Below are 21,383 nucleotides of genomic sequence, written 5' to 3'. Positions count from 1 at the left end.
GCTCCTGTGAGGTCCCCCAACGCTCCGACTACGGACTCCACCCGCGCGCGGCGTGGCCGTAAGGTGGCGATCATGTCGACGACCGAGATTTCCGAGCTCGTCCAGTCCGTCGTTGAGGCGTACCTGCTCGCTGGCGAGCGCAGGTACAACCGCGCCGAGGTTGCCGAGCGGTCCGGGGTGTCGCCGTCGATCTCCAAGCGGCTGTGGACCGCGCTCGGTTTTCCCGAGAATCCCGACGACGCCGTCGATTACACCGATGCCGACGTCGACGCGGTGCGGCACTTCCGCGGTCTGAAGGTGGTCGCCGCCTCCGATGTGCGCCAGCAGGCCGCGGCCGCGCGCACCCTCGGTCAGTCCATGGCCCGGCTCGCGGAATGGCAGGCCGATCTGGTGCTCGCCGAGATCGCGGCCAAGGTCGCCGACGCCTCGCGCGACGGTGCGACCGACCCGGCCGAGATCGCCAGGATCGCCACCGAGGAGACGGTCTCGGTGCTCGAGGAGTTGCAGACCTACGCCTGGCGCAGGCACCTGGCCGCTGCCCTGGCCCGCTCCTTCGACAGCGAGAGCCCCGCCGAGGATTCCACAAGGGAGCTGGCGGTCGGCTTCGCCGACATGGTCGGCTACACCAGGTTGACCAGGCACCTGCACCCCGACGAGCTGTCCACACTGCTGGAGGCGTTCGAGTCGACGACCACCGAGGCCATCAGCGAGAACGGCGGCTGGGTGATCAAGCACGTCGGCGACGAAGTGATGTTCGCGGCGGAGACGGCGCAGGCGGGCGCGCGCATCGCGCTGGCCATCCAGGAGTCGACCATGATGGTCGGCGGCACCCCGGACCTGCGGGTCGCGCTGGCCTACGGCCCGGTGCTGCAACGCTTCGGCGACCTGTACGGGTCGGTGGTGAACATCGCGTCGCGCCTCACCGGCGTCGCCCGTCCCGGCACCGTCCTCATCGATGACAAGGCCGCGGCCGAGCTGGCCGACGACCCCGAGTTCGCCGTGCGCCACCTGCGCAGCGTCCGAGTCCGCGGTTTCAACCGCCTCCGCCCCCACGCCCTCCGCCGCCCCTGAACCCAGCACCGCGCGGCGGGCGCAGGGTGCCACACACTTTCCGTACGCCTCACACAGGCGATGCCTATGTGAGGCGTGTACGGCGTATGTGGCAGCGCGGTACGGACCGGGGATGGCGCGGGCCGTGGGCGGTGCGGACGTAAGGTCGTGCGGGTGGATACCGAGTGGGCGCAGTTGCGGGAGCGCTGCCTGGTCGCCGAGGACGAGGCGATTCTCGCGCTGAACAAGCCCGCGGGGATTTCGGTCACCGGGGAGCGGCACGACACCGACATCGTGGAGCTGGCAGCGGCGACGGGCGAGACGCTGTACCCGGTGCACCGGATCGACAAGGTGACCTCGGGGTTGGTGCTGCTGGCCAAGGATCTGGGCGCGCACGGCCAGCTGACCAGGCAATTCAACAAGCAGACGGCGGAGAAGGCGTACCTGGCGGTCGTCGATTCGACCGGGCTGCCGGAGCGCGGTGTCATCGATCTGCCATTGAGCGTCGGCCGGAAGAACCGGGTGCGGATCGCCGCGCCACGGGAGAGCATCAAGACCGAGGACGATCGCTGGTTCGTCGACGAGGCCGACCTGCTCGACACCAAGAACTATCCGTCGCTGACCCGTTTCGCGACCGTGCTGCGCACCGAGCAGCGCACCGTGCTCGCACTGCGTCCGGTGACCGGCCGCCGCCACCAGATTCGCGTGCACCTGGCCTGGATCGGCCACCCGATCGTCGGCGACCCGCTCTTCGACAAGTCCGGCGCCTATCCGCGCGCCCACCTGCATTCCTGGCGACTCGACCTGGCCGCTTCCTGGCGAACCCCGCCCGAACTGAATTTGGAAGCTCCGCCCGGCGAGGACTTCTGGGCTCCGGTCGCACCGGCCGATCCCGCCCGGGTCCTCGATCGCGCTAACGAACTCCTCCGCGTGGACGGCTGAGCGCGGCCCGTACCCGCGGCGACCAACGGCTCCACATCGAGCCGACTCCGCCACCGCGCCGCACCACCCCGGGAAACCGCCGGCCCCGGAATGCTCGGACCGAGCCCGCTGACTCTGCGCCCAAGCCCAAAGGCGAGCTACCGCCGCGAACTCCGGCGACTGTTCCCGCATATTCCGGGCTGCTCGAGTACGCCCCAACCGTCTACGCGCGCGACGAGGTCGGCGTCCACTCGGGCGAGCGGCCGAGCTGACGCAGCACCCGATCCATGAGCGAACCAGAGTCGGCCCCGGCGACGACCGGCGCGAACGCCGCTCCCGGCTCCGATCGGAACGGCCCGTCCGGAACCGCCTCCGCTATCTCGAGCGCCATCAGCGCCACCTCCCGGTCCGGGTCGATCGTCTCGCCGATCGAACGCGCCACGTCCCACGCGTGCACGACGCTGTCGACCAGGTGGAACCGGATGGCGGTCGCGGCGGGAAACCGGTGCTCGCTCGAGACTTCCGGCAGCAACACGGTGCGCTCGAAGACGTCGGGCTCGGCGAAGGCGGCGGTGACCTCCTCCGCCGCGGCCAGGTAGTCGGCGACCGGATCCGCCGCGACCCGCACCTCCCACGCGCCGGGGTCCTCGGAACCGCGCACCGCCCCCGCGAAACCGCGGTCCTGGGTGGCCATGTGCGCCAGTAGGGCACGCAAATCCCAGCCCGCGCAAGGCGTTTCGGCCGAGAGCCGGTCGGGGTGCACGCGCGAGACGGCGTCCGTGCACAACCGAACGGCGCGGACGTGCAGTCCGCGAAGTCGCTCATTGGCTTGGGTCTTTCCTTCGAATATCGTACTCATGCGCTTATCGTAAGCGTTTGCATATAATCTGCCAAGCAGTATTTTCTAGGCATGCCAGACCCCGACCGACCGGATCTCGCGGCAATGGTCGTGCCACTCGGCCGCGCCCTCGTCGCCGCCGAACTGCCCGTCCTGGAACGCAACGGCCTCACCATGTGGGCCTACGGAGTGCTGCTCGGCCTGGAACCTGAGCCGGTGTACACGCAGGCCGCGCTCGCCAAGGCCATCGGCGCGGACAAGACCCGGATCATCGGCGTCCTCGACGACCTGCAACGCCGCGGCCTCATCGAACGCGCGCCCGACCCCGCCGACCGGCGCGTCAACCTCGTCTCGCTCACCGAGGAAGGCGAGGCGCTGCGCGCCCGCGCCCAGCGCGAGATCCGCGAACAAGAGGACGAGCTGCTGGCAGCACTCCCCCAGGCGGATCGCAAGGCTTTCCTCCGGGCGCTGCACATCCTGTGGTCGAACGCCACCGCGGCGCGCGACTCGTAGGCGTACCACTTGTGACGAGCACCACTCCCGACCGAGGACCTACGGCCCGGTGGCGAGCCTCATGAAGACGGACAATGCGCAGGTCATCTAGCCTGAGAAAGTGCCGAGCACACGATGACGGCACCCTCTGACGCAACGGAGCGATCCCTCAGAGAAAGCGAACGCCGATGATCCTGGTGGCTCAGGTCAGCGATACACACTTCGATCTCGGCACCCGCAACGCCGAACGCGTCGAGCGGGTGATGACCTTCCTGGCCGACCTACGCCGCAAGCCCGACGCCATCCTGGTGACCGGCGACATCACCGACTCCGGCAAGGCCGAGCAGTACGCCGAGGCGCGCGTCGCGCTGGTCTCCGACATCCCGGTCTATCCGCTGCCGGGCAACCACGACGACCGCGCCAACTTCCGCACCGCGCTGCTCGGCGAACCGGCCGCGACCACCCCGATCAACAACGCCCACCGGATCGGCGAATTGACTGTCGCCCTGCTGGATTCGAGCGTTCCTGGCGAGGCGGGCGGCGCGCTGAGCGAGGAGACCTACGACTGGCTTGCCCGCGTGCTCGCCGATGCGCCCGCCGACGGACCAATCCTGCTCGCCATGCACCACCCGCCCGTACACCTGCACAGCCCGATCATCGACGGCATCACCCTCGCCGATCCGGAGCGCCTCGCCGCGCTGGTGGCCGGTGACGAGCGCATCCTCGGCGTGCTCACCGGGCACGCCCACAGCGCGGCGACGACGACGTTCGGCGGCCGCCCGCTGCTGGTCGCGCCGAGCACGGCCTCGGTACTCGGCGGCGAGTGGGAGCTCGAATTGCCGCACCACGTCATGGATTACGCGCCGGACCCGGCGGTCGCGCTGCACGTCATCGACGAGAACCACAACCTGACAACACATTTCCGGCCAGTTCCGATGGGCGGCTATCTCGGCGTTCAGCCCGACTGATCAGCGCACCGAAATCCGCTCGCGCCGATAAGCAGCCGGTGTCACGCCGGTCCAGCGTTTGAAGGCGTAGATGAAGGTCGACGACTCGGCATAGCCGAGGCGGATCGCCACGTCGCTCACTGAAAGCGGTGTGGCGGTGAGCATTTCCTCGGCGAGCGCCCGGCGCACTTCATCGAGCAGGGCGCGGTAGCTGGTGCCCGCGGCGTCGAGGTGCCTGCGCAGCGTCCTGGTGCTCATGTTCAATTCCCGCGCCACCAGATCGATGCCGGGCGGTGCGGCGAAACCGTCGGCCCCGCCGGGGACGAGCAGTTCGCGCACCTCCGCCGCGATGCCGGTGCGGGCGCGGCGGCGGTCGACCAGCTGACGGCACTGCGCGAGGCACATGGCCCAGGTGTGCTCGTTGGCCTGCGGCAGCGGCTGTTCCAGCATCGCCGGGTCGATGGTGAACACGTTGTGCGCGCGGGCGAAGCCGGGGCGGACGCCGAGCACCTCGGTCATCCGATCGGCGTATTCCGGCTCCGCGAAACGGAATTCGGCGCGCAGCAGCGGCACCGGGCGGCCGAGCAGATCGCTCATCACCTGGTACATGGCCGTCACGTCGCGTTCGACGAGGAACTGGCGCACGTCGGCGGGCACCGACTCGTCGTGCACCCGCGCGACGAACTCGCCTGCCTCCCAGTGCGCGACCGGCAGGCAGAAGGTGAAGCTCAGATCCAGGAAGCGCAGCGCGAAGGAGATCGCCTCACCGAGGGTCGGGCTGCTCACGCAGGCGAAGCCGAAGATGCCGAAAGTGGTGATCCGGTACCGCCTGCCCAGCTCGACGCCGAGCGCGGGCGCGTCGACCTCGCGGACCAGATTGCGGATCACCGCGAGCTCGGTGTGCGCGTCGATCTGGGCATCGGGATCGCGGAGCATGGCCTCGGTCAGTCCGGTATCGGCCAGCATCCGTGCCGCGGGCACACCGTGCTCGCCCGCGTACCCCACCATCAGGGCCACGCTGGCGATGCCGCGCGGGAAGTTCCAGTCGCGGATTCCGGTAGCCAGCACCCGCTCCACAGCCCACATTATGGCCGAAAGTCTCGATGCACCCGGCGGCGCCGGTTCTAGAGTGGAGTCAGTTCGACATGGTGAGGAGTGTCACATGACAGCTGGTGGCCGGCCATCGGTTCTCATCATCGGCGCGGGTTTCGGCGGCATCGGAATGGCGATCGAGCTGCGGCGCAACGGGATCCGCGACATCACGATCCTGGAACGGGCCGCCGATCTCGGCGGGGTGTGGCGGGAGAACACCTACCCCGGCGCGGCCTGCGACGTGCCATCACCGCTCTACTCCTTCTCCTTCGAACCGAAGCCGGACTGGCCGCAGCGCTACTCCGGCCGCGACGCCATCCACGACTATCTGCGCGGCGTCGCGCGCAGGCACGAGCTGCTCGACGACATCGTCTTCGGCGCCGAGGTGACCGGCGCCGAATTCGACGAGCAAGCCGGCCGGTGGACGGTCCGCACCGCCGACGGCGCCGCGCGGACCGCCGACGTGCTGATCTCCGCGGTCGGCCAGCTCTCCAGGCCCGCGCTGCCGGACATTCCCGGCATCGACACCTTCGCGGGCGCGTCCTTCCACTCCGCCGAGTGGGACCACGACGTGCGACTGGAAGGCAAGCGGGTCCTCTGCGTCGGCACCGGGGCGAGCGCCATCCAGTACATCCCGGAGATCCAGCCGAAGGTCGAGCACCTGACGCTGTTCCAGCGCACCGCGGCCTGGGTCATCCCCAAATTCGACACCGATTACAGCCCGCTCCAGCACAAATTGTTCGCCAAGCTGCCCGGTGCGCTGCTGGTGGAGCGGTTCGGTTGGTGGTCGACAGGCGAGTTCGTCTCGCTCGGGCTCGTCGAGTTCCCGGCGATCGCGCGCGGCGTCGCCCGGATCGCCGAGCGGCACCTGCGCAAGCAGGTTCCCGATCCGGAGCTGCGGGCCAAGCTGACCCCCGACTACCCCATCGGCTGCAAGCGCGGGCTCTTCTCCAACGACTACTACCCCGCGCTCACCCAGCCCAATGTCGCGGTCGAGACCACCGCGATCACCGAGGTCGTGCCCGAGGGCGTGCGCACCGCGGACGGACGACTGCACGAGGCCGACGTGATCATCTACGGCACCGGCTTCAAGGGCACCGAATTCCTCTGGCCGATGCAGATCTACGGCCGAGGCGGTCACAAACTCGCCGACACGTGGGCCGACGGCGCGCACGCCTACCTCGGCATCGCCGTGCCCGATTTCCCGAACCTCTTCCTGGTCTACGGTCCGAACACCAACCTCGCCGCGGGCTCGATCATCTACATGATCGAATCCCAAGCCCGCTACATCCGCCAGGCCGTGCGGCTGCTCGCCGAGAACCCAGGCCACTGCCTCGAGGTGCGCGGCGAGCAGGAGCGCGAATTCAACGACGCACTCCAGCGGCGGCTGGCCCGCACGCCGTGGAACTTCTGCACCAGCTGGTACCGCACCGCCTCGGGACGCATCACCAACAACTGGCCGGGGACGGTGTCCAGTTATCGCCGCCGCACCCGCCGGCTGAACCGCGACGACTACACCCTCACCAGGGCCGCGTGATCCGGCGGACCGGCCCTGCGCCGCCGCCCCTGGCAGACTTGTCACGTGAGTGATCTGCCCACGGCCGACGGCCGGACCGGTGTCGAGGAGCGCGGGGCGCTGCGCCCGATCGAACTGGCCACCGGTGCGGTGCTGGGTGGCGTGACGGTCGGGCTGGTCACCGTCGGATCCGTGGTTCCGCTGGCAGCCGCCCTGCAAATCGTCGCGGCCGTGCCGATGGGCATGCTCGCGCACCGCTACCGGCCGCGCGCGCTGGTCACGGCGACCGCCTCGGCCACCCTGGTCACCTTCGTCGCGGCGGGCGTCATGCCCGCGCTCGGCGTGGTCGGGTCGGCGACGATCGGCGGCATCATCGGCGGGGTCAAGCGCCGCGGCGGCGGGCTGATCTCGGTCTTCGTGCTCTCGGTGCTGGCAGGAGCGCTGTGGGGCGCGTTCAGCGTCGGGTCGCTGCTGGTGGCCGGGCGGACCCGCGAGCTGCTGTTCGACACCATCCGTAACACCGCGAACGGCGTGCAGCGGATCGCCGCGCGACAGCCGACGCTGGAGCCGCTCGGGCGCGCCGCGGCGGATCTGACCGATGCGGTGCTCACCTGGTGGTGGGTTTATGTCGGCGGTGGCGTCCTGCTCGGCGTCGTGGTGAGCGCGCTGTTCTCCTGGTTCGTGCTCGGCTCGGTGCTGGACCGGCTGGCTTGGCTGCCCACCAGGGACCGGCTCGACGCGCCGGTGGACGATCGACCGATCGCGCCGCTCCCGGTGACGCTGCACGCGGCGGGTTTCCGCTACCCGGGCGCGCACACCGACGCGCTGCGCGACATCGACCTGAGCGTGCGGGTCGGCGAGTTCGTCGCGATCGTCGGCCACAACGGCTCCGGCAAGTCCACCCTCACCCGGCTGCTCGCCGGTCTGCCGCCCACCTCGGGCACGGTGGAACGTCCCGGCTCCGCGGGCTTGGGCCACCTCGGCGGGACGGCCCTGGTGCTGCAACGACCCGAAAGCCAGACCCTGGGCGTTCTGGTCGCCGACGACGTGGTCTGGGGGCTCCCTCCGAATCTGGCCGCCGAAGTCGACACCGAGGCACTGCTCGGCGAGGTCGGCCTTGCGGGCATGGGCGACCGTGAGACCGCGACGCTCTCCGGCGGACAGCAGCAGCGCCTCGCCGTGGCTGCGGCGCTCGCCCGCCGCCCCGCGCTGCTCATCGCCGACGAGGCCACCTCGATGATCGATCCCGATGGCCGCCGCGAACTCGTCGCGCTGCTCGGCGAACTGCCGCGCCGCCACCCGATGGCAGTGGTGCTGGTGACTCACCACGAGGCCGATGCCGCGGCCGCGCACCGCGTGGTGCACTTGGCGGGCGGCCGCACCGTCGAGCGGTTGCCCTTCTGGCCGCAGCCGGTGCGCGACACCCGGCGCAGGCCCGTCGGGCAGACGATCCTCGAACTGCGCGACGTCCGGCACACCTACAACCGCGGCACGCCGTGGGAGGCGCCCGCGCTGCACGGCGTCGACCTGGTCGTGCGCCGCGGCGAGGCGTTGCTCGTCGTCGGCGGCAACGGGTCCGGCAAATCGACGCTGGCCTGGATCATCGCGGGCCTGATCCACCCGACCTCGGGACGCTGCGATCTCGGCGGCCGTCCGGTGACGCGCCAGATCGGCCGGGTGGAGCTGGCCTTCCAGCACTCCAGGCTGCAATTGCAGAAGCAGACGGTCGGCGCGGAGATCTCCGACTGGGGCGGGCGCGCCACCGGGTCCGGCGCGGTCGGCCGGGCTCTGGACGCGGTCGGCCTCGACCGCGCGCTCGCCGCCCGCTCCATCGAGGAACTCAGCGGCGGGCAGGCCAAGCGCGTGGTGCTCGCCGCCATCGTGGCCAGCCACCCGCAGGTCGTCGTGCTCGACGAACCGCTGGCCGGACTGGATCCGGAGGGCCGCGCCGACATCGTGGAACTGCTTGCCCGGCTGCGCGATTCCGGGCTGACGCTGATCGTCATCTCGCACGACGTGGCCGACATGGCGGCCGTGTGCGATCGCACCGTGCACCTGAGCTCGGGTCGCATCCTGGAGACGCAGCCGGTCACGGACGCCGCGCCCGTGGCGCATCGCATCGATCCGCACCGCGACCCGCGATCGGCCGCACCGCCGCGGCCGGGCGACGCGGCGTGGCGCTTCGGACACGGAGGTGCCGAGTGAGCACGGTCTTGCTTCGTCAGGTCCCGGTGTCCAGCCCGGTGCACAACCTCTGGGCGGGCACCAAGATGATCGCCGCGTTCTTGATCAGCGTGCTGCTGATGGTGTGGCCGACCTGGCCGGTGCTCGGCGCGATGGTCGTCTTCCTGCTCGCGATCGGTCTGCTCGCCCGGCTGCCGCTCGGCACGCTGCCGAGGCTGCCGTGGTGGTTCTGGGCGCTGCTCGGCGCGGGCGCGCTGATCAACCTCCCGGTGGGCGGCGCCGCGGTGCTGCGCTACACCCAGGTGCTGATCTTCGGCCTGATCCTGGTGGCCGCCTCGTTCTTGATCGCGTGGACGACGCCCATGGGCGAGATCGCCCCTGCCCTGGCCAAATTGGGCGCGCCGCTGCGCAAACTGAAGATCCCGGTGGACGAGTGGGCCGTGGTGGTGGCGCTGACGCTGCGCGGACTGCCGCTGCTGCTCGAGGAGATCCGGGTGCTGCGCGCGGCGCGCAAACTGCGGCCCAAGGACCGGCTGCTCGACCGGGCGTCCGACAGCCCGATCATCGACATCCTCACCGCGGCCATGGCCGTGGCCACCCGCCGAGCGACCGAGCTCGGCGAGGCCATCACCGCCCGCGGCGGCACCGGGCAGCTCACCGCGCGGCCGAGCGCGCCGGGCCGCCGCGACGCGGTCGCGCTGAGCCTCGTCGTGCTCGTGTGCGCGGGCTCGGTGCTGCTCGACGTACTGCTCTGAGCGGGGCGCCGCGTCGAACTGAGCGGGCGTCGGCGGCCGGGATTCCGAGCGGGTCACGGCCGCCGGGATTCCGAGCAGATCGCGGCGGCCGGGATTCCGAGCAGATCACGGCGGCCGAGGTTCCGAGCGCGCAGCGGCGGCCGAGGTTCCGAGCGAGAGCGGCCGGGACGACGGGGCGAAGCGCGACACGGCAGACTGAGGGGAACCGATCTTCGGCGCGGTGCGTCGAAATCCATGACGGACCGGAACTCGAACGAGCGGGGGTGGCCGATGGCCGACAGTGAACGCGCGGCGCAGCTGGCGCGCAACGAGGCGCTGCGCGGCGAGATCGACGACCTGATGGAAGTTTTCGAGCAGCAGCGCAGGGAGTTGGCCGAGACGAGCGCACGGCTGGCCGCGGCAACGGTCACCGCGTGGTCCTCGGACAACCTGGTCCGGGTCACCAGCAACTCCGCGGGCGTGCCGGTCGAGGTGCACATCGAGCCGGACGCCTTCAAACGCTCGACGCCGCAGAAGCTCGCCGCGGCGATGACCGAGGCGACCCAGGCCGCCGCTCGGTTGGCCAGCGAGGAAGCACAGCGGGCCTTCGGCGCGTTCGAGCAGGTCGGCGCGAACATTCCCGATCTGCCGGATCTGGTGCCCGGCGCGCCGAGCATCAAGGACCTGATGAATTCGCTGTTCCCCGAACCCGCCTCGGTCGAGGCCACGGTCCAGCCCGCGGGGATGGACGACGAAGACGAGGACGAGTACTACCGCAACCGCGGATACCTGGAGGGGCGATGAGTAGCTTGCAGGTCGACCCCGATGCCCTTCGCTCCACCAAGCCCGGCTTCGCCGCGGCCGCGGAAAAGGTGCTCGAGGCGGTCCGGAACGTGCAGACCACGGTCGCGGCCGAGGGCGAGTGCTGGGGCGGCGACGAGATCGGCCAGAACTTCGCCAAGGAGTACACGCCGGGCGCCGAGGACGGCATGAAAGGCATCAAGGGACTCGGCAAGTCGATCGAGGCGCTCAGCGGCGGAGTCGACGCGATCGCGTCGGCCTTCCAGCAGCAGGACGAGCTCAACGCCAAGGCGCTCGAAAAGATCAGGAACTCCGTCGAATAGGGCGCGCCACCCCTCGGCGCGTCGCGTATCAGGTGTTGTAGCAAACCTTCAGCTGCTCGCAGAATGGGCTTTGACGTGCCCATATAACCGAGTGGCATAGCGAATTAGGCGACCGCCGGGCAACCGATCCCGATAAGACCAATGATTACCCCCGATTTCGGGTTCCAAACAAGCAATCGCCCAGTAATGTGACAGTCGGCGCAGCTGTTCTCTAGATCACATCAAGGCTCCGCACGTGTTGAGGGGGAAGGTTTTTCGGCGTGCGGGTTGTTCGTAGGGCATGAAAACCTGATGCAGATTGGAACTTCGGAAATGATTCTCCGCAAGATCACCGCGGCCGTCGTACCGCTCGTCGCCGCCGTCGCCGTCGGCGCGGGCACTGTGCACGCACAACCGGCCGCCGCCCCCGTCCCGAACATCGGGTACGAGGCGAAGCTGGTCGGCGACAAGATCATCACCACACTCACGGATGGCTCCTTCGAGCTGACGGGCAACTCCGTGGACATCAACGACTCCGCCGGAAACGCGGTCCTCACCCTGCCGCTCTCGGTCCGGCAGGACGGACTGGAATTCCCGCTGCCGCACGAGATCCGCGACGGCGGCCGGGTGCTGGAGCTGACGGCGGTCAAGAACGTCGCGCAGGCGCGCCCGGCCCAGGCGATCCCCGTCGCCTCGCCCGCGGAGAACCAGAAGGCGATGGACGCGTTCATCTCCCAGTTCGGAATCGCCACCGCGGTCGGCGGTTTCATCGGCACCGCGCTCGGCGCTCTCATCGGACTGACCGGCATCGTCGCCGGTCCCGGCGTGATCGCCAGCGTGATCGCGGGTGCGGCGGTTGGTGGCATCATCGGCACCATCGTGGTGGGCGGTCCGACGCTGCTGGTCGCCGGTATCGACCTGATCAGCACCTTGGCAGGCCAGCCTGGCACCACCAAGTGGGCGGAGTAGGCCGGACGCCCGGCTGAGCCACCCTTTCCGAACGCGGCGCGCACCGACGACCCCTCGAGTCGGTGCGCGCCGCTCTTCGTGTGCGGCAAAGTTCTCGGCGAGCACCGCGGGCACCACCGAGTCGGCGATCTCGACACCGCGCCGACCTTCGTCCTGCCGAGACCGACCTGGCGCGGACAGTCCTTTTCGCGGCCGCGGGCTATGTGACTGTCGCTCCGGACTATCTCGGGCCGGGCGCCGTTCCGTGTCAGCCGCGCCGATGAAGTTCGCGACCACAACTCGACGCTCGACGACGCCGGGGGCACACGGCTCAGCGCGCGTGGCACCCCGCCGCGACCGGCACACCCGCGAACCGCTCGGCGAGATAGTTCATCGCCCCGAACGCCTCCACGATCGCGGTCGGATTGTGCCCGGGCAGCGTCGAATGCGCGAAGGTGATGTCCGCGCCGAGCGCGCAGTAGCGGTCGAGCAGCGCGGTGAAGCCCGCGACGGGAATCACGTCGTCGGTGATGCTGTGGTAGAGGTAGGCCGGTACCCGCGGCGCGCTCGCGCCCAGCTCCTGCGCGTCCGTCGCCGCGCGGAACGCCGGGTGCGCCAAGAGGTCCGGCTCGATCGCGAAGTCGTCGACGCGCGCGCCGATGTACTTCAGCACCAGGTCCGACCCGCACGCCGAGCCGTCCTCGGCAAGCATCGCGTGGCCGCGCTCGTTGAGCAGCTCCGCGACGCCGAACTCCGGGTGATCGCGGGCGATCGCGAGCACGATCAGCAACGCAAGGCCGGCCTGCACGCCGCCGTCGACGCCGCGCGCGATGGCGGGCCAGTCGGCGGGCACGCCGCCGGAGGTGATGCCCGCGAACCGGACGTCCGGTGCGTAGTCCGGTTGCAGCTGGGCGGCCCACAGCGTCGCGAAGGCGCCGCCCGAATACCCGTACGCGCCAATCGGACTCGCCGGCCCGACGCCGCCCGCGCCGAACGCCCGTGCCGCCCGGATGCCGTCGAGCACACCGCGCCCGGAGTTCACCCCGTCCAGGAAGCGGGACCACGGCCCCTCGTAGTCACTGACCACAACCGCCCAGCCGCGGCGCAGCGCGTCCGCGATGAAAGGCGTGTCGATGTAAGTGGTCACGCCGCTCAGTTCCCAGCCGCCGCGCAGTGCGTAGGAGGGCGCGCAGTGGCTGCCGAGGCTGTCCTCGGGCACCTGATAGGACAGCAGCGGCCGCTCCCCCTGGCCCAACCACGGCAGGTTTGGGACCATCACCGTGGCCATGCCGGGGATGGGCGCGTCGCCCGCGTCGTTGGTCCGGTACTGCACCTGCCAGGCCGAAACCGGTAGCGGCAGACCGAGCAGCGCGATCGGCCGCGATCGGGTGACGGCTCCCGCGGGGTAGTCGGCGAGGTCGGCGGGCGCGGCGTAGAACGGGTCGGCGTCGGGCCGCGGGATCGCCGCGCTCGGTGCGGCATGGGCGAGCAGACTGAGCGAAACCATCGCGGCGACCGCGAATCCCCGGAGAAGCACGCCGAAAGCCGGGAACGGACGACCGTATTTCGTGCTCATCCCAGCTCCAGCGCTCACCGAGGCGCACCCGACCTTGGCCTCGACATACTCGACGGTACTGCCGTGGCGGCCGCCCGGCAACATCCTTGGCGCCCGTGATTACAGTGGTGCGAAAGTTCCCTCAGCGCAACCGAATCGCCGCCAAGCGAGCAGGGCGAAGCGCATTCGAAAAGGAGACTGACCATGCGGTACGGCAACGGACTGGACATTCCCGAGGGGCTCGCCGACGTGTGCGGTCCGGACCGGATGGCGGTGATCGTCTACGACATGCAGGTGGGCGTGCTCTCCCAGTTGCCGGACGGCCCCGAGATCATCCAGCGGGTGGTGCCCGTGGTGGAGGCGGCGCGGCGCGGCGGCTACCCGGTCATCTTCCTGCGGCACTTCTTCCTGCCGCACCGGCTCAGCGGCAAGTTCGCGCTGCGGATGGCGATGTCCTGGCAGGGTGTCGACTCGGTCGACGAGCTGAAATCCATTCTCCAGCGCGACACCCCGGCCTTCGAGCTGGTGCCGGAGCTGCGGCCGCGGCCCGACGAGGTCGTCTTCGACAAGACCTCGATGTCGGCCTTCGAGGGCACGCCGCTGGCGAGCACGCTGCGGGACCTCGGCATCGGGGCGTACGCCATCATGGGCGTCGCGATGGAGATCGGCATCGCGCCGACCATCGCCCACTCCACCGACCTCGGGTTCATCCCGGTGGTGATCAGCGACGCGTGCGGCGGCCGCGATCAGGACGCGATCGCGCGCAACTACGCGGATTTCGAGTTCCAGGGGCATGCGATCGTGACGGACTCCGCGACCATCACGCCGCTGCTGGCGGGCGAGAAGGAGTGACCCGTGCCGTCGTCCCGGCGCGCGCCGGGACGACGGGGATCGGTCAGCCTTCCTTTCGGATGGCCTTTTTCGCGGCGTCCTGGGCCGTGTCGACCTGACCCGCGAACTTGCCACCGGTCTTCTTGTCGACGAGGTCGCCCGCCTTGTCGATCACCGTGTCGACCTTGTCCGCGTTCTGCTTGGCCAGGTCCATCGCCTTGGCGGCAAGGTTCTTGAAGTCCACCGTGTACTCCCCGTTCTCGTGTCGAAACAACCGCGGATTCACGATACCCAGCCAACGCCGGACCGGCCTGGCTAACTCCTGGCGATCGCCGTCACAGCGCGGGCGTCAACCGGATTCGCCGACCCAGCCCGGATGCCAGAGCCGTCCGGTCTCGGTCCAGTTCATGAAGCGCACGGTGCCCGCGATCTTCGGCGACACCCACACCGCTTCCTTGCGCTCCTCGGCGGACAGCGGATTGTCGAACGGGCTCGTCTTGCGTTCCAGCTTGCGCAGCCGTTCGGCCAGGTCCCGCATGCCCGCGTCGTCGAAACCGGTGCCGACCCGGCCCACGTAGATCAGCCGATCCTGGTACGGAATGCCGACGAGCAGCGACTTGAACTCGCGCGCCTCGCTGCGCCGCCAGCCGCCGACAACCACCCGCTGGGTGCGCCAGTTGCGCTGCTTGACCCACGAATGTCCGCGCTTGCCCGGCAGATACACCGAATCCCTGCGCTTGGCGACGACGCCCTCCATACCGTGCTCCTGGCTGTAGCGCAGCGCCGTGGCGCCAGGACCGTCCAGCCGAGGCGGCACGCGCAGCGACGGCGCGTTCGCGGCCAGCGCCTCCAGCACCCGCCGACGGTTTGAATAGCGTTTGCGGACCAGCGAAGTGCCGTCCAGATACAACACATCGAACGCGACGAAGACGGCGCGGGCCGCATCCGCTTGCAGCAGGCCCAGATTCGCGACACCGTGATCGTCGAAGACCACCGCCTCGCCGTCGAGCACGACACGGTGTCCGTCCAACTCCTTCGCCAGCACGCCGATACCCGGGTAGCGGGAGGTCACCACGTTGCCCGCGCGGCTGCGCAAAGTCACCGCGCCGGAATCGATCTCGGCGATGAGCCGGAAGCCGTCCCATTTCGTCTCGAAGCACCATTCGACGTCGTCCAGCTCGGCGACGTCGCCGGAGATCGCGAGCATCGGCGCGAGACCGCGGGGAAAAGGCGCGGAACCGCCCGGCGGTGCGGCCGTCGCGATCGGCGCCTCGGCGGCCGATTCGTCCGCGGCGCCGGGCTTGCCGCGAGAACCGTTCGAGGACGCGGCCGAATCCTGTTCATCCGCAACCTCTTCCGCCTCCTGCTGCTGATCGCGCATGAGGTGCATCAGCCACTGGTTGCCGTTGGTCTGGATGAACGCGTAGCGGCCGGTGAGTCGCTCGCCGTGGAAGCGGACGATCACCTCGTCGTCGCGCCACTTCTCGGTCTCGTAGGTGCCGGTATCCCAGATGGTCATCTCCCCGGCGCCGTACTCCCCCTTCGGGATCTCGCCGTGGAAGTGCAGATACTCCAGCGGATGGTCCTCGGTGTGCACCGCGAGCCGGTTCTGCCGCGACGACGTCGGCGGACCCTTCGGGACGGCCCAGGACACCAGCACGCCGTCGCGCTCGAGCCGGACGTCCCAGTGCAGCCTGCGCGCGTGATGCTCCTGCACCACGAACCGGTCTCCGGCACTCGGGGCGGGCGGCGCGGACGGCACCGGCTCCGGTGTGCGCGCCGGATCGCGCATCGAGCGGTACTTGCTCAGCGCGTCGGTGCCGCCACGGGAGTCCGGCGGGTCCAGCTCGGCGAGCAGGTCACCGTCGTCTCGCCAGCGCGCGAGCACTTCCTCGAAACGTAAGTGCCGCAGCTTCTTTCGATTCTCGATCTCGGCCCAGGTGCGTGGCGCGGCGGCGTTGGGCTCGGCGCGGCCGCGCATCGAATAGGGAGCGATGGTGGTCTTGGCCGGGTTGTTCTGGCTCCAGTCAAGGAAGACCTTGCCGCGCCGCACGGACTTGGCCATCGTCGCCGTGACCAGCTCCGGGTGCAGCTTCGCCAGATTGGTGGCCACCTGTTTGGCCACCGTCGACGCACCACCGGGGCTAAGCACCCGGTCCAGCGGAACGTAGATATGAATGCCCTTGCTGCCGCTGGTGACCGGGAACGCGTGCAGTCCGATCCCCTCGACCATCTCCCGCACGGCGAGCGCGACCGTCGCGCATTCCGGCAGACCGACGCCCGGCCCCGGATCCAGATCGAAGACGATCCGGGTCGCCGGGCCCATCTCGTCGCCGTCGAAACGCCATTGCGGCACATGGACTTCCAGCGAAGCCTGCTGCCCGATCCAGGCCAGGCCCGCCTCGGAATCGATCAGCGGATAGGCCACCCGCCGATCGGAGTGCGCGAGCGTGCGGCGCTCGATCCAGGACGGCGCGTGTTCGGCGAGGTTCTTTTCGAAGAAGGAGGGTTCGTCGACCCCGTTGGGCCAGCGCTTTCTGGTCACCGGGCGCCCGGCGATATGCGGCAGCATCGCCGGGGCGATGGCCGCGTAGTAGGCGATCACCTCGCCTTTGGTGGTCCCGGTCGCCGGATACAGCACCTTGTCGAGATTGCTGAGTTCGACCTCGATACTCGGTCGGCCCGGACCACCACCGAATGCACGGCGGGACACCATTACTCGATAGTACGGCCGGGGACCGACAGGTGGGCGGTCCCCGGCCGTGCGTCCTCAGGGATTGGGCGTCGGCCCCGGACCCGGCTGGCCGGGCTGCCCTGGCTGGCCGGGGTGTTCGGGCGGAACCACCTTCTTGGCGGCCTCCTTGCCCTTCTCGATCTTGTCCGTGTACTTCCCGTGGGTCTTCTGGTCGATGAAGTCACCGGCCTTGTCGACCGCCTGGTTGATCTTGTCGGCGTTCTTGGCCGCCGCGTCCTTTCCCTTACCGACCAGGCCTTTCAAAGTGTCCGCCAGGCTCATCGCCGTCGTTCCTTTCCTGTCGCCAATCGGGATGTCGGAGATACCGACAGGTCAACCTACATTTTCCCACCAGGAATCGCCGGGAGGGAGCGCATGCGGCAACAAGCGTTGTCCCGGCATCGGCACCGCGACCGAGGTACCCGCCTCCTTCGCCGCGGCGACCATCCGGTGCACCGGTTCCGACCACCCGTGGAAGGCCAGGTTGAACGTGGCCCAGTGGATCGGCACGAGCAGGCCGTGGCCGGGATCGCCGACGCACAGGTCTGCGTGCGCGCGCACCGCCTCCTCCGGGTTCATGTGCACGTCGGTCCAGCGCTCGTCGTACGCGCCGATCGGCAGCAGCGTCAGGTCGAAGGGACCGAGCGCCGCGCCCGCCTCGGCGAACGCCTTGGTGTAACCGGTGTCGCCGCCGAAGTAGACCCGCCGAGTCGGGCCGACGATGGACCAGGACGCCCACAGCGTGGTGTTCCTGACCAATCCGCGGCCGGAGAAGTGCCTGGCCTCGGTGCAGGTGAGCACCAGATCGGTACCGTCCCGTTCGCGGCCGAGGGCGGCGAGGGAAACCGAACCGCCCCAATCCAATTCGACGATGCGATGCTCAGGAACACCCCAGTGCCGCAGGTGCGCGCCGATGCCCATCGGCACCAGGAACGGCGTGGACTGGCCGACCACCAGCGCCCGGATGGTCTCCTTGTCGAGGTGGTCGTAGTGATCGTGCGAGATGATCACCGCGTCGACCTGCGGAAGTTCCGCGAGCGGCACCGGAACCGGATGCAGCCGCGCGGGCCCGATCAGCGGGGAAGGCGAAACCCGTTCGCTCCATACGGGATCGGTGAGAATCCGGTATCCGTCCACCTCGATCAGCGCCGACGCGTGGCCGTACCAGGTCACCGCGAGATCGGCGGCCTCGGCGGGCGGCTGCGGCTTTTGCAGCGGAACCACCCCGCGCGGGCGGCCGATATTGCGCTTGGTGAACGCCGAATACAGCAGGGAGGGAACCGAACCCGCGACGATCTGGGTGCTCGGCTCGGTGTTGTGGAATTGGCGATTGCGGTAGCTCGCCGACCCCGTCGCGTACGGATGGATGGCCGACATCGAGGCGCCGATCGACGACGGTATGTCCCACGCGGCCCGCACCACCCAGGTGAGCCCGACCGCGCCCGCCGCGTAACCGAGCAGTCGTTTGATACGCATCATCGCCCCACGAACTTCGCCGCGCGCTTCTCCTGCCGTGCCACACGCCCCTCCTGAGCATCGGCGCTTGTCCACGCGGCCTCCAGAGCGGCGCGCTGTTGCGCGGACTCCGGATCGCGGGTGCCGTCGTCGTTGAACACCAGCTTCAGGTGCCGCAGCGAAAGCGGCGCCAAATCCGCGATCGACTTGGCCCACGCCTGCGCGTCGGCCAGAGTGCCGATCTTGTTGGCGAAACCGAAGGAGTAGCAGTCGGCGGCCTGAATCGGTTCGGCGCCAATGAGAACGGTGCGCGCCGGGCCACCGCCGATCAGCGAGACCAGCCGTCGCACGGTCCAGCGGTCCACGGTGATGCCGAGTTTGGCGGCCGGAATGGCGATGTAGGCCTCCGGCGCGATCACCCGCAGGTCCGAGGCGAGCGCGAGTTGCACGCCCGCGCCGAGCGCGCCGCCGTTGATGGCGGAGATGACCGGCACCGGCACCGACTCGATGGTGTGCAGCATGTCGAGCAGGCCGGAGAGGAAATCGTCGGAGTAGACGCCGGACAGATCGGCGCCCGCGCTGAAGATCGGGCCGCGCCCGGTCAGCACGATCACCCGTGCGCCATCGGCGACGGCGGCTAGGACGGCCTCGCGTAGCCGGGTCACGAGTTCGCTGTTGAGCGCGTTGCGTCGCTCCTCGCGTTGTAATTCGATGGTGACGACATCACCATCTCGGCTAACACCGAGCATGCATCCTCCCCAACTGAACGTGTCGTTTGGTTACTCTCACTCTGCCACAGGCGGTGGCGGGAGACGCCGAAGGCGATACGATCGGCGGCTGTGCCGACCGACTTCGACATCCTGGTGATCGGCGCTGGTCAAGCGGGACTCTCGGCCGGCTACCACCTCCGCCGCCTCGGACTACGCCCCGAACGCGATTTTCTCATCGTCGACCACGCACCGGGACCCGGCGGCGCCTGGCAGTTCCGCTGGCCCTCGCTGACACTCACCACCGTCAACCGGGTGCACGACCTGCCCGGCATGTCGTTCGCCGAGACCTTGCCGCCCGGCTCGGAGAGCGCACCCGCCGCCACGGCCGTTCCGCATTATTACGAGTTGTACGAGAAGCGCTTCGATCTTCGGGTGCGCAGGCAGGTGTCGGTCGACGTGGTCTGCGACCGCACCGAGGACGGGCAGCGCTGCGACGGGCGCGGCACTGTGCTCAACGCGGAGACCGACAGCGCGGGCACGCTCCGGGTCCGCGGGCTCATCAACGGCACCGGGACCTGGGAGCGGCCTTTCATCCCGCGCTACCGCGGGCAGGAGAGCTTCGCGGGCCGTCAGCTGCACACGCGCGACTATCGCACCGCCGAGGAATTCGCCGGGAAGCACATCGTGATCGTCGGCGGCGGCATCTCCGCTGTGCAGTTGCTCGATGAGATCTCGAAGGTGACCGCGACCACCTGGGTCACGCGGACCGAACCGGTGTTCCGCGACGCGGAGTTCACCGACGAGACGGGCCGGGCCGCGGTGGCGATGGTCGAGGACCGCGTGCGCAACGGGCTCCCGCCCGGCTCGGTGGTCTCGGTGACCGGCCTGCGCTGGGACGATCGGCTGCGCGCGGCCGACGCGCGCGGCGTGCTGCGCAGGCGGCCGATGTTCGACCACGTCGAACCCGACGGCGTGCGCTGGGCGGACGGCACTTTCCAGCGGGCCGATGTCATCCTGTGGGCCACCGGGTTTCGCAGCGCGCTGGACCATCTGGCCCCGCTGCGGCTGCGCGGACCCGGCGGCGGGATCACCATGACCGGGCGACTCGCGACGCAGGTCGCCGTCGATCCGCGCATCCATCTGATCGGCTACGGCCCGTCGGCGAGCACCATCGGCGCGAACCGCGCGGGCCGCGCCGCCGCCGTCGAGCTGACGGATTTTCTCGGCATCGGCGACCGCCGCTGAGACCGCGACCCCGAAATCGCCGCCGGGTCGCGACTCAGAAATCCGACTTCACCCTCGGCTCGGCTCGGCTCGGCTCGGCTCGGAAATCCGACACCAGGCCCCGGCTCAGCGATCGACAACTGACCGCGCCTCGGGCAACCGGCACCGCGCTTCGGCTCAGATACCGGCCGTGAAAGTGTCCGGGTTCGGACCGATGCGGCCGCCGCGGTCGAGGGCGTTGATCGCGTCCATCTGCTCGGCCGTGAGCTCGAAGCCGAACACGTCGAAATTGGCGGCGATCCGCGACGGTGTGACCGACTTCGGGATGACGATGTTGCCGAGCTGCAGGTGCCACCGAATGAGCACCTGGGCCGGCATGCGGTCGAGTTCGGCGGCGATGGCGGTGATGGTCCGGTCCTCGAGCAGCGTGCCCTGGCCGAGCGGGCTCCACGCCTCGGTGGCGATCGCGTTCGCGGCGTGGAAATCGCGCAGTTCGCGCTGGGCGAGGCCGGGGTGCAGCTCGATCTGGTTGACGGCCGGGATCTCGCCGGTCTCTTCGATCACCCGGCGCAGGTTCGCCTCGGTGAAGTTGGACACGCCGATCGACCGGACCCTGCCCTGCCGCTTGAGCTCCTGAAACGCACGGAAGGTTTCGACGAACTTGTCGGCGATGGCCACCGGCCAGTGGATCAGGTAGAGATCCAGGTAGTCCAGGCCGAGCTTGTCCATGCTCGCGTCGAAGGCGCGCAGCGTGGCGTCGTAGCCCTGATCGGCGTTCCACAGTTTGGTGGTGACGTAGACCTCGTCGCGCGGCAGCCCGAACGCCCGGATGGCCTGCCCGGTGCCCTGCTCGTTGCCGTAGATCGCGGCGGTATCGATGCTGCGGTAGCCCGCATCGAGCGCGGCGGTCACGACATCGAACACGTCCTCGGGCGGCACCTGGAACACGCCGAATCCGAGTTGCGGGATGACGTTGCCGTCGTTCAGCACGATCGACGGCACGGCGGAGGTCTCGCTTCGGAAGCTCACCCGATCGACCGTAGAAGTGC

At 69.5% G+C, this 21,383-nt stretch carries 21 protein-coding genes; 12 read left to right on the top strand and 9 right to left on the bottom strand.

Going from position 1 to position 21,383, the window contains the following annotated elements:
- The first annotated feature begins 69 nt into the window (after positions 1 to 69).
- Both CRP45_RS22485 and CRP45_RS22480 read left to right on the top strand, forming a co-directional pair.
- The gene (locus tag CRP45_RS22485; protein WP_179830999.1) at positions 70 to 1,071 is read left to right on the top strand and encodes an adenylate/guanylate cyclase domain-containing protein; all 1,002 of its coding nucleotides are present in this window, start codon (positions 70 to 72) and stop codon (positions 1,069 to 1,071) included.
- 153 nt (positions 1,072 to 1,224) lie between these two features.
- A complete protein-coding gene (locus tag CRP45_RS22480; protein ID WP_097246805.1) occupies positions 1,225 to 1,992 on the top strand; it encodes an RluA family pseudouridine synthase in 768 nt (255 codons plus the stop codon).
- Between the two features lie 202 nt (positions 1,993 to 2,194).
- Here CRP45_RS22480 and CRP45_RS22475 read toward each other — a convergent pair whose 3' ends face one another.
- On the bottom strand, positions 2,195 to 2,830 hold the full coding sequence (locus CRP45_RS22475) for a TIGR03086 family metal-binding protein (RefSeq protein ID WP_097246803.1): 636 nt from the start codon (positions 2,828 to 2,830) through the stop codon (positions 2,195 to 2,197).
- 51 nt (positions 2,831 to 2,881) lie between these two features.
- Here CRP45_RS22475 and CRP45_RS22470 point away from each other — a divergent pair, with 51 nt between their 5' ends.
- Both CRP45_RS22470 and CRP45_RS22465 read left to right on the top strand, forming a co-directional pair.
- Positions 2,882 to 3,322, top strand: a complete 441-nt coding sequence (locus CRP45_RS22470; protein WP_097246802.1) for a MarR family winged helix-turn-helix transcriptional regulator — start codon at positions 2,882 to 2,884, stop codon at positions 3,320 to 3,322.
- Positions 3,323 to 3,489: 167 nt separating this feature from the next.
- Positions 3,490 to 4,269 carry a metallophosphoesterase gene (locus CRP45_RS22465; protein WP_097246801.1) on the top strand — a complete coding sequence of 260 codons (780 nt, stop codon included), beginning with the start codon at positions 3,490 to 3,492 and terminating at the stop codon, positions 4,267 to 4,269.
- Here the strand turns inward: CRP45_RS22465 and CRP45_RS22460 are convergent, their stop codons facing one another.
- Positions 4,270 to 5,325, bottom strand: a complete 1,056-nt coding sequence (locus CRP45_RS22460; RefSeq protein ID WP_253782614.1) for an AraC family transcriptional regulator — start codon at positions 5,323 to 5,325, stop codon at positions 4,270 to 4,272.
- A gap of 85 nt (positions 5,326 to 5,410) precedes the next feature.
- On the opposite strand from CRP45_RS22460, the gene CRP45_RS22455 reads away from it, so the two are divergent.
- The 6 genes from CRP45_RS22455 to CRP45_RS22430 all read left to right on the top strand — a co-directional run bounded on the left by CRP45_RS22455 (position 5,411) and on the right by CRP45_RS22430 (position 11,846).
- Positions 5,411 to 6,877: a flavin-containing monooxygenase gene (locus tag CRP45_RS22455; RefSeq protein WP_097246797.1), complete on the top strand. Its 1,467-nt coding sequence runs from the start codon at positions 5,411 to 5,413 to the stop codon at positions 6,875 to 6,877.
- A 45-nt stretch (positions 6,878 to 6,922) separates the two neighbouring features.
- Positions 6,923 to 9,061 (top strand): ABC transporter ATP-binding protein, encoded by a 2,139-nt coding sequence (locus CRP45_RS22450; RefSeq protein WP_097246796.1) that lies wholly within the window; start codon positions 6,923 to 6,925, stop codon positions 9,059 to 9,061.
- Positions 9,058 to 9,795 (top strand): energy-coupling factor transporter transmembrane component T family protein, encoded by a 738-nt coding sequence (locus CRP45_RS22445; protein ID WP_067785441.1) that lies wholly within the window; start codon positions 9,058 to 9,060, stop codon positions 9,793 to 9,795. The genes CRP45_RS22450 and CRP45_RS22445 overlap by 4 nt, the downstream gene beginning before the upstream one ends.
- 270 nt (positions 9,796 to 10,065) lie before the next feature.
- Positions 10,066 to 10,578 (top strand): YbaB/EbfC family nucleoid-associated protein, encoded by a 513-nt coding sequence (locus CRP45_RS22440; protein WP_097247177.1) that lies wholly within the window; start codon positions 10,066 to 10,068, stop codon positions 10,576 to 10,578.
- Positions 10,575 to 10,898 (top strand): WXG100 family type VII secretion target, encoded by a 324-nt coding sequence (locus CRP45_RS22435; RefSeq protein ID WP_097246794.1) that lies wholly within the window; start codon positions 10,575 to 10,577, stop codon positions 10,896 to 10,898. Before CRP45_RS22440 ends, CRP45_RS22435 begins: the two co-directional genes overlap by 4 nt.
- Before the next feature lie 312 nt (positions 10,899 to 11,210).
- Positions 11,211 to 11,846, top strand: coding sequence for a DUF8020 domain-containing protein (locus CRP45_RS22430; RefSeq protein WP_067785450.1), 636 nt, complete (start codon positions 11,211 to 11,213; stop codon positions 11,844 to 11,846).
- 310 nt (positions 11,847 to 12,156) lie between these two features.
- Here the strand turns inward: CRP45_RS22430 and CRP45_RS22425 are convergent, their stop codons facing one another.
- Positions 12,157 to 13,401 (bottom strand): lipase family protein, encoded by a 1,245-nt coding sequence (locus CRP45_RS22425; protein ID WP_179830973.1) that lies wholly within the window; start codon positions 13,399 to 13,401, stop codon positions 12,157 to 12,159.
- Positions 13,402 to 13,584: 183 nt separating this feature from the next.
- Between CRP45_RS22425 and CRP45_RS22420 the strand changes: the two genes are divergently transcribed.
- Positions 13,585 to 14,232 (top strand): cysteine hydrolase family protein, encoded by a 648-nt coding sequence (locus CRP45_RS22420; protein WP_097246792.1) that lies wholly within the window; start codon positions 13,585 to 13,587, stop codon positions 14,230 to 14,232.
- Positions 14,233 to 14,275: 43 nt separating this feature from the next.
- Here CRP45_RS22420 and CRP45_RS22415 read toward each other — a convergent pair whose 3' ends face one another.
- The 5 genes from CRP45_RS22415 to CRP45_RS22395 all read right to left on the bottom strand — a co-directional run bounded on the left by CRP45_RS22415 (position 14,276) and on the right by CRP45_RS22395 (position 19,149).
- Positions 14,276 to 14,455, bottom strand: coding sequence for an antitoxin (locus CRP45_RS22415; RefSeq protein ID WP_245910338.1), 180 nt, complete (start codon positions 14,453 to 14,455; stop codon positions 14,276 to 14,278).
- A gap of 105 nt (positions 14,456 to 14,560) precedes the next feature.
- Entirely contained in the window at positions 14,561 to 16,927 is a 2,367-nt protein-coding gene (locus CRP45_RS22410) for an ATP-dependent DNA ligase (protein ID WP_097246790.1), read from the bottom strand.
- Between the two features lie 54 nt (positions 16,928 to 16,981).
- Positions 16,982 to 17,227, bottom strand: a complete 246-nt coding sequence (locus CRP45_RS22405) for an antitoxin (RefSeq protein WP_067785460.1) — start codon at positions 17,225 to 17,227, stop codon at positions 16,982 to 16,984.
- 51 nt (positions 17,228 to 17,278) lie between these two features.
- Positions 17,279 to 18,421, bottom strand: coding sequence for an MBL fold metallo-hydrolase (locus CRP45_RS22400; protein WP_097247175.1), 1,143 nt, complete (start codon positions 18,419 to 18,421; stop codon positions 17,279 to 17,281).
- Positions 18,421 to 19,149 (bottom strand): enoyl-CoA hydratase, encoded by a 729-nt coding sequence (locus CRP45_RS22395; protein ID WP_067785463.1) that lies wholly within the window; start codon positions 19,147 to 19,149, stop codon positions 18,421 to 18,423. Before CRP45_RS22395 ends, CRP45_RS22400 begins: the two co-directional genes overlap by 1 nt.
- A 90-nt stretch (positions 19,150 to 19,239) precedes the next feature.
- Here CRP45_RS22395 and CRP45_RS22390 point away from each other — a divergent pair, with 90 nt between their 5' ends.
- Positions 19,240 to 20,355, top strand: a complete 1,116-nt coding sequence (locus CRP45_RS22390; RefSeq protein ID WP_097246789.1) for an NAD(P)-binding domain-containing protein — start codon at positions 19,240 to 19,242, stop codon at positions 20,353 to 20,355.
- A 156-nt stretch (positions 20,356 to 20,511) separates the two neighbouring features.
- On the opposite strand, the gene CRP45_RS22385 is transcribed toward CRP45_RS22390, so the two are convergent.
- On the bottom strand, positions 20,512 to 21,363 hold the full coding sequence (locus CRP45_RS22385; RefSeq protein ID WP_097246787.1) for an aldo/keto reductase: 852 nt from the start codon (positions 21,361 to 21,363) through the stop codon (positions 20,512 to 20,514).
- Positions 21,364 to 21,383 lie beyond the last annotated feature (20 nt).

Origin of the sequence: Nocardia amikacinitolerans, assembly GCF_900215415.1 — a bacterium.
Classification (GTDB): Bacteria; Actinomycetota; Actinomycetes; order Mycobacteriales; family Mycobacteriaceae; genus Nocardia; species Nocardia amikacinitolerans.
The sequence above is the reverse complement of the archived record's forward strand: the minus strand, read 5'-3'. Positions and strand labels throughout refer to the sequence as shown.